Genomic DNA, 9,446 nt, shown 5'->3' with positions numbered 1-9,446 from the left:
GGCGTTACGGGAACCATCTGGCCCGTAAGAGCCAGGCGCGTTCCGTCCGGCGCCATGCCCGCTCATGGTCGGGGTCGCGCGCACGCCATGCGGCGCATTCCGCCCGTACCGTTTCATCATCCGGGGCCTCATTGAGGCGGATTTTCCAGGCGGCGGCTTCCAGCATGGCACGTTCAGCGCCCTGTGTCGGCTGTGTGCTCATCCGTGTCCACTCCCCTGCGCTCCGCGCCAGTGGCGTTGAGCGTACTCCCACAAACAGGGACGTGGCAGAAGCCTGTTTTTCAACGGTAAGGGAAAAATCTTTACGGCTCCACGTCTGGCAGGGCCGCTGCACAGGCCACCAGCGCGATCTGGATCATCCTGTGCACGCGCGTGGTGGAAACACCCAGAACGGTTGCGATTTCCTGCAATGTGTAGCCGCCGATGCGGTACATCTCAAATGCGCGGCGGGTGCGTGGGGGCAGGCTGTTCAAGGCATTTGCCACGGTATGCAGTTCCAGCCGGTGCCCGCAATGGGCTTCGGGCGATATGGACCCCGCACCCGTATCAGCCAGTAGAGTATGATCGATCTCGGTCGGGATCTGCCTGCGCGCGGCCCGCAGATGATCAAGCGCCAGATTACGTATGATCGCGGTCAGATACGCAACAGGGTTGAACACGATCCCCTGCCGCCTGACGGATGCAACCTGAACAAAGGCATCCTGAACAATATCTTCCGCCTGCGCCGTGCAGCCGACCATGGATACGGCGAAGGACACGAAACGCGACCGGTTTGCCAGATAGGTTTCCAGAAGGTGATCGGTCGAGGCCACGGCCTGAAGGTTCCTTGACAGCTTGCGTCAGTGCCCGGACGGGACACGTGCTTCCCTTACATGAATATAATAATCATTATCAACGCAAGAACCACCCTGTGATATTTCGACATACTCGGGCGCGCCTTCATGCGGCCGTGCCCGTCAGGCTATTTTCGGAACCGGACGATCAAATATGCAAACGCGTCTTATTTTCTTCTATTGCCCCGCCCCGGTCGGCGTGCCAAGGCATGCATGATGGCTGTCCCGACCCTGAAAACCGTTCGTCCGGCCCTTGTGCGCCTGCACCGATATACGGGGCTGCTGCTGTCGGGCGTACTGTTCATTGCAGGGCTTACGGGAAGCATCAGCGTGTACCGCACGGAAATTGACGCGGCTCTCAATCCTGACCTGTTCCATGCCCCTGCCCCGGCACGCCTTTTGCCTGTTTCAACATTGCTGGCGCGGCTGAAGCTGCAGCGCCCTGAAACGCAGGTGACCGCCCTGCTCTACCGTCCCCCTGCGGGGCGTGCGATCGTGGTTTATTCGTCCGAAACGGTCGCGGGCAGGACAGATCCGGTTGAAAATGAAATCTTTCTCGACCCCGGCACGGGGCGCATTCAGGGCATGCGCCCGACCGAAGGCTGCTGCTTGAGCCGTCGTGCGCTGATGGCCTTTGTGTACCGCGTTCATTATTCCCTTGATCTGGGCCAGACAGGCATATGGGTCATGGGGATCTCGGCCATGCTGTGGTCGATTGACTGTGTGGTTGGCCTTCTCCTGACCTTTCCGTTGCACCAGCCTGCATGGCGGCAGGCATTCTGGCGGCAATGGCGTAAGATATGGGCGGTCGGACTGCGGCGTTCTTCCATACGGATCACGTTTGACCTGCATCGGGCCGTCTCGCTGTGGCTATGGGTTGTCCTGCTGGGCATTGCCATAAGCGGGGTGGCGCTGGCGCTTGAGGATGAGGTCTTCAATCCCGTCATCCAGACCATCCTGCCTACCATGCCGCCCATGACGGACACACGGCTCCCGGTCCATCCGGTTACGATTGATCAGGCGGAAGGTCTTGCCGCAGGTTTCGTGCGGGCTCATGGCAGCGGTGAGAGACCGGCGGCAGTGCTGCTGGACCCGGATGGTGGAACCGCCATGTTCTACCTTTTCAGCAATCAGGGAACAGAACCTCCGGGTTGGGCAGTCCCATGGTTACCGTGGATCTGAAAACCGGTCAGATCACGGAAGGTGATATGCCCGGCCGAGGGGCTGCGGGCAATCTGGTCATGCAGATGCAGTTGCCATGGCATAGCGGCAGGATAGCCGGGCCTGGCGGCCGTATCCTCATATGTCTGTCGGGTCTGGCCGTGTGCATGCTGGTGATAACGGGTATCATGATCTGGCAACGAAAGCGGCAGACCCGTCAGGCCAGATAGCCCGACAGACTGCTACATGGAACTGAAAGGCCAGAATGCTGGCATTCGGATGCCAGTGTCATCTCAGCACGGTCACGCCTGCCGCATCATGCGGCAGGGTCATGCCGTAGGCTTCGCTGTAGCGCGCGGCAAATGCTTCGCGCTCCAGCCGTTCGCAATAATCAAGATACCGGATCAACGCCCGCTCGGCGCGCATCGTGCGTCCATAGAGCCGTTTGTAATGCTGCCAGAGCATCATGACATTGACCGACCAGGCATCATAGGCATGTGTTGCAACCCGGTTGCGGATCGCGGCGGGAAGAGCATCGAAGGCTGCCCAGTCATCACCCGCATAGCGCCGCCACATCTCGTGCCGCAGCATCCGCTCGTTATCTACCATCGCCTTTGCGGCCCTCACGATTATTGAGCACATGGTTGAGGAGCGTTGTCTTTCCCGTTCCGAGAAAGCCGGAAAGAATCGCTACCGGAAGACCGTGTCTATCACCCACCCGAAAGGTATCAGCGCGCCGGAGTTTCTGGACGGTGCGCAGGCACAGAAGATGATTGAGGGTATGAAACGGTGGAAAGCAAGGATGAAGGATGGCAAAGAGAGTTAAATAGACATCTTATCTACTTTGAAATCGCAACTGAATGGTGCCTACTTCATGGATATCGCTACCGTTTTGACATCCACTGGCCTTTCCCTAACCTGTGCGGGAGCAGGCATCATTGGGGCCTTTAAATTCTGGGCACAGAAGACATTTGAAAATCGTTTGGCAAAAGGGATGGCAGAGTTAAATGCCAAAAATGCTTTAGAAATAGAAAGAATTAAGGTGCAGTTAAGCGCATCACTTGATCGCTCTACTCGATTTCATACTCACGAATATTCCATTTATCCAGACATCTGGAGCAAGCTGACAGATGCCTATGGTAGCGCCTTGAAGCTGAACCTGCCCACGACATATGAGACCCTTCCAGAAGATAATAATAAAGCATTGGACGAAATTTTAGAAAAAGATGGTTTTTCAGAAGGTGAGAAAGAGCGTGTACGAAAATCTCACGATAAGAAAAAATCGTATAGAGAAATAAAATACGAAAAGGAATTTTCATACGCGTCGGTTGCATACGCAGGTTTCCATACCAGTCTTGCAGAAAATAGCATTTTCTTTTCCCACGAATTTGCAGATATACTTTTGGAGATGTCCGAAAAAGTTATAGGACAGCTAATAAAAAACAAGCCACCGCTTAACAGAGAACATTATCAATGTTGGATAGATTATATTGAATTTCAAAGTGGATGCCGAAAGGATATGGAAAAAATTCAGTCCTATATTCGGGAACACATCTCACCTAGAAAGTCCCTAACCTAAAAGATCGAAAACGATATGAATATCCGCCCGCCTGCACAAATTGACTGGCTTGTTGCTGCTGTTGGTGCACAGGCAGCATTGAGTTTTATTGAAAGCGCGGGTGGACGTCGGTTGTGGGTGCCTGCGAAGTGGGTGGGTTCTGCCTTTGCCGCTACATATGGCGGTGATATCGCCGTTCGTGTTGGCGTCGATCACCGCACGGTTGTCAGGACACAGGCGCGTTATCCGAAAAAAGAGTGTCCGCGAAGGTCATGGCGGGTCGATACGGGCCAGATGAACCTATTCTGAAGACGCTTTGGGGGCACCCGTCCTCCTGAAAGCCCTCTCATGTCGCGCGTAACGTGGCGACATGCAGACCAATTTCCTCACAGTCACATCCTTTACCCTTGACGAAGAGGGTCTGTACCAATGCCGACGAGATGACGCGGGCAACTGGACCGGCGGTGTGGTTGGCCACGGCCATCTTGTCGGCACCATGCGCGGCATTTCGGCCCTGACCATGGTGCGCTGGATGGGGGGAAACCCTTCCTCCATTACGAACAAGGTCATGTAGTCCATTGACGTGCCGACCTTCAGGGCGATTGCCCGCACCTTTTACTGGCGTCCGCTGAACTGTGACCTGCTTCCCGCAGGTATTGACGCATGGTGGCTGACTTCGGCTTCAATGTAGGTATTCGCGTGGCGGCGCGCCAGTTGCAGGCCGCAGTCGGCATGAAAGGCGTGGCGCTGGATGGTGATATCGGTCCCGCCATGATTTCAGCCGTGCTGCATGCCCTGTCCGGGCCTGCTGGTCCACGCCTGATTGGCACACTCACCGACATGCAGGCCGCGTATTACCGGAACTGCCGCCTGTTCAATGTTGATGGTGAAGGCTGGCTTGCGTGACCCGGCGCCCGACTGCATTTTCCATTCCGATCGTGGCGGCCAGTATGGCTCTCATGATTTCCGGAAAAAGCTGCTGGTCCATGGATTGCTGGCTTCAATGTCCGGAAAGGGAAACTGTTTTGACAACGCTGCTATCGAAACGTTTTTCAAAAGCCTGAAGGCGGAATGGCTCTGGAGGCAGAACTGGCCAACCCGTCGTCAGGCTACTGTCGGCATCTTCCAGTATATCAATGGTTTCTACAATCCACGTCGATGCCATTCATGTCTGGGTGGTATCAGTCCTCTCGCTTTTGAAGCAAGAGTGGCATAATCACTTCCTGACCGGCACAGAACTGTTACAAGTCCAATAAAATGTCCGATCAGGCCGGTGCCACCGATAAGCAGAATGCGCGTTGTCATCGCAGGATCAGATTGGTGATGGTGTCGGTAAGCCTGCCGAAGGGTGGCTGAAGCAGTGTTGCCGCGTTGAAACGTCCCTGTCGGTACACACCACGGGCATGTGTGAGTGCTATGAAGCCTTCCTTTCCATGATATGCCCCGATGCCACTATCCCCCACGCCGCCAAACGGCAGGTCGTCCTGCACATAATGCATCAATGTGCCGTTGATCGTCACGTTTCCTGAAACCGTGTTCTTCAACACCCTGTCGCGTTCAATGCGGTTATCACCAAAATAATACAGGGCCAGGGGCCGAGGACGGGCATTGATGAAGGCAATCGCTTCATCAAGGTTCCTGTAGGTCAGCACGGGTAGGACGGGGCCGAAAATTTCCTCCTGCATCACGGCCATCTGCGGCGTGACGTCCAGCAGAAGCACGGGAGCCAGGACGTGATCCGTAGCTGAGTCATTTCCCAGCCGGATAACCTGTGCCCCCTGCGCCCCGGCATTGTCGATCAGACCACTCAGCCGCGCGTAATGATGCGTGTTGAGAATGGCCGTATAGTCAGGCGACCCGGCGTAACCGCCCGGATGCAGCTTTTTCACGGCGTCCTGATAGGCTGCGGCAAAAGCGTCCCTGTCGTTTTCATGCACCAGCACATAATCCGGCGCGATACAGGTCTGCCCGGCATTGGTCAGCTTGCCGAATGCTACACGGTTCGCTACGCGTTGCATGGAAAAGCCGGGTGCGATCACCACCGGCGACTTGCCGCCCAGTTCCAATGTAATCGGGGTCAGATTGCGTGCGGCTGCCTCCGCCACCTTCTTGCCAACCGCCGTGCTGCCGGTGAACAGGATATGATCGAACGGCAGCGCCGAGAACGCGGCCCCCACTTCGCCATTGCCGGTCACAACAGAAATCTGCTCTGGCGGAAAGATGGCCTGAATGATCTCTCCGATCACCGCCGATGTGGCCGGGGTAAATTCCGAGGGTTTGAGCATGGCCCGGTTACCGGCAGCAATCGCCGTCGCCAGCGGCACGAGGGCCAGCGAGACCGGATAGTTCCACGGTGCGATAATGCCCACGACACCGACTGGCTGCCGGACCACCCAGGCACGACCGCACTGGAAATAGGCCGAGACGTGGCGGCGCTGCGGTTTCATCCAACACCCCAGATGCGCGATCATGTAATTGATCGACTGCACCAGCGGGATCAGTTCCACAATGGCGCTTTCGCGTTCCGACCTCTGGCCGAAATCCGTTTTCAGGGCGCGCACGATCTCGGTGCGCCGCTTCAGGACTTCAGCTTCAGGCGGCGCAGATCGGTCCGGCGCTGTTTCAGGTCCGGTGGCCCGGCATGCAGGAACGCGGCGCGCTGGCGGTCAAGAATACGGTTCAGGTCAGCGGGGGTAACATCGGACATCACGTCCTCCATGTTTACAGGAGAAACTTATACAGGCAGGGTATGGAGCATGACGATCTGGTGTCAATAAAAGTTTCTTGTGTAAACATGAGCCTCACGGATGAGTGAAATCAAGGACCGCCCCTATCATCACGGTGACCTGCGCCGCGCCCTGATCGATACGGCGCTGGACATGCTGGCGGCAGATCAGAACTGGGCCTTCACCCTGCGGGAAGTGGCGCGGCGCACGGGGGTCAGTCATGCGGCCCCGTACAAGCATTTCCGTGACCGCGAGATGCTGCTGCGCGAACTGGCCCGGATCGGCTTTGTCAGGCTGGGAGAGAGCCTGACTGAAGCAATGTCGGTAGATCTGCCTTCCACGCGCGCGCAATTCATCGCCGCAGCGCAGGCCTGTATCGGGTTTGCCTGCCAGAACCCCGGCCTTTACCGGCTGATGTTCAGTTCTGATGCCGATAAGACGATAGACCCGCCGCTACATGATGCGGCCATGAAGACCTTTGGCATTCTTCTGGGGCTTTTGGAAAAAGGACAACGCGACGGCAGCTTCCGCCCGGTTGCCGTCAGTGCTTTGGCAGCGGCAGGCTGGGCACAGGTGCATGGTCTGGCCATGCTGGCGATCAGTAACCAGTTGCTTGAAGAAAAGGTCGGGTCAGCGCCGGTCCCGGCCGCACTGGACGTGTTGCTGGATGGCATGGGCTGCAGCGATTGATTGGGCTAGGGGCAGACCGTGCGGATGTCCTCCTGCGCCATGGGATCAGGCCGATATGGGTTCCGGCGTGGCTGTAGCCGATCGGGCCCGGATCGCCACCCTGCCGTTTTCCAGGCGGGCGTCCCATGTCCGCAGCCGGACGGTGGGATCCTCCAGACACTGCCCGTCCTCCAGGCGGAAATGCTGCTTGTACAGCGGCGAGGCCACCACCACCTGTCCCTTCAGGTCGCCCATGATGCCGCGCCCGATCACATTGGCGTTCGAAAACGGATCGTGGTTGTCAATCGCATAGACCCGGGCAGGCACGTCCGGTGTGGCGGGCAGGTAGAACAGGGCAATCTGGCTTCCGTCATGCCAGGCGACGACACCTGATTTTGCCACCAGATCCTCAAGCCCACACAGTTCGGTCCAATCCTCCGGGCCGGCTGGCGCTACGGTTTCGGGCCGGTTTTCGGCCGGACGGACCTGATCACGCTCCGGTGTCGTGCGGATGTTCGGATCGGGGCGGCTGTCATTGACGAAGGTGCGGAACCGCTTGAGTTTTTCACGGTCCGTAAGCGCATCGCGCCATTCGCAGTGATAGTGGTCCACCACCATCTGCATCTGGCGTTCCAGTTCCGCGCAGATGCCAAGGCTGTCGTTGATGATGACATCCTTGAGGTAATCCAGTCCATCTTCAAGATTTTCGCGCCAGACCGAGGTGCGCTGCAGTTTGTCCGCCGTCCGGATATAGAACATCAGGAAGCGGTCGATATATTTCACCAGCGTTTCGGCGTCGAGATCGGTCGCGAACAGTTCCGCATGGCGCGGACGCATGCCGCCATTGCCGCAAACGTACAGATTCCAGCCATTTTCGGTGGCGATCACCCCCACATCCTTGCTCTGTGCCTCCGCGCATTCGCGGGTGCAGCCGGATACGGCGAATTTGAGCTTGTGCGGGGAGCGCAGGCCCTTGTAACGGTTTTCCAGATCCAGCGCCTTGCCCACGCTGTCCTGCACGCCATAGCGGCACCATGTGCTGCCCACGCAGGATTTCACGGTCCGGGTGGATTTGCCATAGGCCTGCCCGGTCTCGAACCCTGCTTCCAGCAGTTCGGCCCAGATTTCGGGCAACTGGTCCAGTTGCGCGCCGAACAGATCGATGCGCTGGCCGCCAGTGATCTTGGTATAGAGACCGTATTTCTTTGCCACCTGGCCCAGGACTATCAGCTTGTCCGGTGTGATCTCACCACCCGCAATGCGGGGCACGACCGAATAGGTGCCGTTTTTCTGCATGTTGGCCATGAACGTGTCGTTCGTGTCCTGTAGCGGAATATAGAGCGGATCCGTAATCGGCTTGTTCCAGGCCGATGCCAGGATGGAACCGACAGCGGGCTTGCAGATATCGCAGCCCAGCCCACCATTGCCGTACTGCGCCATCAGGTCTTCAAAAGTCTGGATCCCGTGCACGCGGACGAGGGAATACAGTTCCTGTCGCGTATAGGAAAAATGTTCGCACAGGCTGTGATCGACCGTAATGCCGCGTGCTTCGAGTTCGGTCTCGAACACGTTTTTGAGCAGGCCCGAACAGCCGCCACAGCCTGTGCTGGCCTTTGTCGACTGCTTCAGGGCGGCAATATCCGTGCAACCTTCCTCGATGGAAGCACAGATCGCCCCTTTCGTTACATTGTGGCACGAGCAGATCATGGCCGTATCGGGCAGCGCATCAGCGCCAAGCAGGTCTGCCCCCTCCCCGCGCGGCAGGATCAGTACCGCCGGATCTGCCGGGGGTTTGATGGCGTTCTGTACATATTGCACGATCGTGTCGTAATAGGCGTTATCCCCCACCAATACGGCCCCGAGCACGCGGCTGCCATCCGCCGAGAGCACAAGGCGGCGGTAGGACCCGTCCACTTCCCCGATGAAGCGGTAGCTCCGGCTGCCGGGTGTCGCGCCATGTGCATCGCCGATCGAGCCGACATCCACCCCCAGCAGCTTGAGCTTGGTGGACATGTCCGCCCCGGTAAAGGCGGCTTCTTCCCCCGCCAGGGTGGATGCGAGCGTGCGCGCCATGGTATAGCCCGGCGCCACCAGTCCGAACACCTGCCCGTTCCAGCACGCGCATTCTCCGATTGCGTAGATTGCCGGGTCGGACGTACGGCACTGTCCGTCGATCACGACGCCGCCGCGTGGTCCGATGGCAAGCCCGCAGTCCCGCGCCAGCCTGTCCTGCGCGCGGATGCCGGCGGAAAAGACCACCAGATCGGTTTCAAGGAACGTGCCATCGGCAAAGACAAGGCGATGGCGGTGCGTCTCACCCGCGGTGATCTGCTGCGTGGCGTGGGATGTAAGCACCTCGATCCCCAGTGCCTCGATCCGCTGCTTCAGGGCCTGGCCGCCTTCATCATCAAGCTGCACCGGCATGAGGCGCGGCGCGAATTCGACAACGGCCGTGGACAGCACCAGCCCTGCCAGCGCGTTGGCGGCCTTCCAGCCCCA

General features: G+C 58.2%; 11 protein-coding genes and 3 pseudogenes. 8 read left to right on the top strand and 6 right to left on the bottom strand.

Features of this window, described 5'->3' with window-relative positions; all coding sequences use genetic code 11:
* Positions 1–4: 4 nt before the first annotated feature.
* Together JCM25156_RS06065 and JCM25156_RS06060 are read right to left on the bottom strand one after the other, a co-directional pair.
* Positions 5–202: a FecR/PupR family sigma factor regulator gene (locus JCM25156_RS06065; protein ID WP_025812483.1), complete on the bottom strand. Its 198-nt coding sequence runs from the start codon at positions 200–202 to the stop codon at positions 5–7.
* Between the two features lie 100 nt (positions 203–302).
* Positions 303–812, bottom strand: a complete 510-nt coding sequence (locus JCM25156_RS06060) for a sigma-70 family RNA polymerase sigma factor (RefSeq protein ID WP_025812482.1) — start codon at positions 810–812, stop codon at positions 303–305.
* Positions 813–1,046: 234 nt separating this feature from the next.
* On the opposite strand from JCM25156_RS06060, the gene JCM25156_RS21985 reads away from it, so the two are divergent.
* On the top strand, positions 1,047–2,015 hold the full coding sequence (locus JCM25156_RS21985) for a PepSY-associated TM helix domain-containing protein (RefSeq protein WP_025812481.1): 969 nt from the start codon (positions 1,047–1,049) through the stop codon (positions 2,013–2,015).
* Positions 1,997–2,224 (top strand): PepSY domain-containing protein, encoded by a 228-nt coding sequence (locus JCM25156_RS32590; protein ID WP_025812480.1) that lies wholly within the window; start codon positions 1,997–1,999, stop codon positions 2,222–2,224. The genes JCM25156_RS21985 and JCM25156_RS32590 overlap by 19 nt, the downstream gene beginning before the upstream one ends.
* 58 nt (positions 2,225–2,282) lie before the next feature.
* Here JCM25156_RS32590 and JCM25156_RS06045 read toward each other — a convergent pair whose 3' ends face one another.
* Together JCM25156_RS06045 and JCM25156_RS27790 are read right to left on the bottom strand one after the other, a co-directional pair.
* Positions 2,283–2,603, bottom strand: a complete 321-nt coding sequence (locus tag JCM25156_RS06045; protein ID WP_034958577.1) for a DUF6525 family protein — start codon at positions 2,601–2,603, stop codon at positions 2,283–2,285.
* A 4-nt stretch (positions 2,604–2,607) separates the two neighbouring features.
* Positions 2,608–2,712: pseudogene (locus tag JCM25156_RS27790) on the bottom strand (GTP-binding protein); the annotation flags it as partial.
* Between the two features lie 156 nt (positions 2,713–2,868).
* Between JCM25156_RS27790 and JCM25156_RS28710 the strand changes: the two are divergent.
* The 5 genes and pseudogenes from JCM25156_RS28710 to JCM25156_RS21980 form a co-directional block, all read left to right on the top strand.
* On the top strand, positions 2,869–3,573 hold the full coding sequence (locus tag JCM25156_RS28710) for a hypothetical protein (RefSeq protein ID WP_148299340.1): 705 nt from the start codon (positions 2,869–2,871) through the stop codon (positions 3,571–3,573).
* 15 nt (positions 3,574–3,588) lie between these two features.
* Positions 3,589–3,861 (top strand): hypothetical protein, encoded by a 273-nt coding sequence (locus JCM25156_RS28705; protein WP_148299339.1) that lies wholly within the window; start codon positions 3,589–3,591, stop codon positions 3,859–3,861.
* 61 nt (positions 3,862–3,922) lie between these two features.
* Positions 3,923–4,126, top strand: coding sequence for a hypothetical protein (locus tag JCM25156_RS06035; protein ID WP_025812477.1), 204 nt, complete (start codon positions 3,923–3,925; stop codon positions 4,124–4,126).
* Positions 4,127–4,215: 89 nt separating this feature from the next.
* Positions 4,216–4,458, top strand: coding sequence for a peptidoglycan binding domain-containing protein (locus tag JCM25156_RS06030; protein WP_025812476.1), 243 nt, complete (start codon positions 4,216–4,218; stop codon positions 4,456–4,458).
* Position 4,459: 1 nt separating this feature from the next.
* Positions 4,460–4,768, top strand: a pseudogene (locus JCM25156_RS21980) (IS3 family transposase); the annotation flags it as partial.
* 85 nt (positions 4,769–4,853) lie between these two features.
* Here JCM25156_RS21980 and JCM25156_RS21975 read toward each other — a convergent pair.
* Positions 4,854–6,271 (bottom strand): annotated as a pseudogene (locus JCM25156_RS21975) (coniferyl aldehyde dehydrogenase).
* Between the two features lie 88 nt (positions 6,272–6,359).
* Between JCM25156_RS21975 and JCM25156_RS06020 the strand changes: the two are divergent.
* Complete coding sequence (locus JCM25156_RS06020; protein ID WP_025812475.1) at positions 6,360–6,968, top strand: TetR/AcrR family transcriptional regulator; 609 nt, start codon at positions 6,360–6,362, stop codon at positions 6,966–6,968.
* A gap of 45 nt (positions 6,969–7,013) precedes the next feature.
* Here JCM25156_RS06020 and nirB read toward each other — a convergent pair.
* The coding region (gene nirB / locus JCM25156_RS06015) for a nitrite reductase large subunit NirB (protein WP_034958574.1) at positions 7,014–9,446 on the bottom strand (2,433 nt) is incomplete at its 5' end.

Source organism: Komagataeibacter kakiaceti JCM 25156 (genome assembly GCF_000613305.1).
Note: the sequence above shows the minus strand (reverse complement) of the source record. Positions and strands in the feature narration are given on the sequence as shown.

Coding starts and splice junctions, on each gene's coding strand:
- JCM25156_RS28705 (WP_148299339.1), top strand. CDS start 3,589: ATGAATATCCGCCCGCCTGCACAAATTGACTGGCTTGTTGCTGCTGTT.
- JCM25156_RS06035 (WP_025812477.1), top strand. CDS start 3,923: ATGCAGACCAATTTCCTCACAGTCACATCCTTTACCCTTGACGAAGAG.
- JCM25156_RS21985 (WP_025812481.1), top strand. CDS start 1,047: ATGATGGCTGTCCCGACCCTGAAAACCGTTCGTCCGGCCCTTGTGCGC.
- JCM25156_RS06030 (WP_025812476.1), top strand. CDS start 4,216: ATGGTGGCTGACTTCGGCTTCAATGTAGGTATTCGCGTGGCGGCGCGC.
- JCM25156_RS32590 (WP_025812480.1), top strand. CDS start 1,997: ATGGTTACCGTGGATCTGAAAACCGGTCAGATCACGGAAGGTGATATG.
- JCM25156_RS06020 (WP_025812475.1), top strand. CDS start 6,360: ATGAGTGAAATCAAGGACCGCCCCTATCATCACGGTGACCTGCGCCGC.
- JCM25156_RS06065 (WP_025812483.1), bottom strand. CDS start 202: ATGAGCACACAGCCGACACAGGGCGCTGAACGTGCCATGCTGGAAGCC.
- JCM25156_RS06045 (WP_034958577.1), bottom strand. CDS start 2,603: ATGGTAGATAACGAGCGGATGCTGCGGCACGAGATGTGGCGGCGCTAT.
- JCM25156_RS28710 (WP_148299340.1), top strand. CDS start 2,869: ATGGATATCGCTACCGTTTTGACATCCACTGGCCTTTCCCTAACCTGT.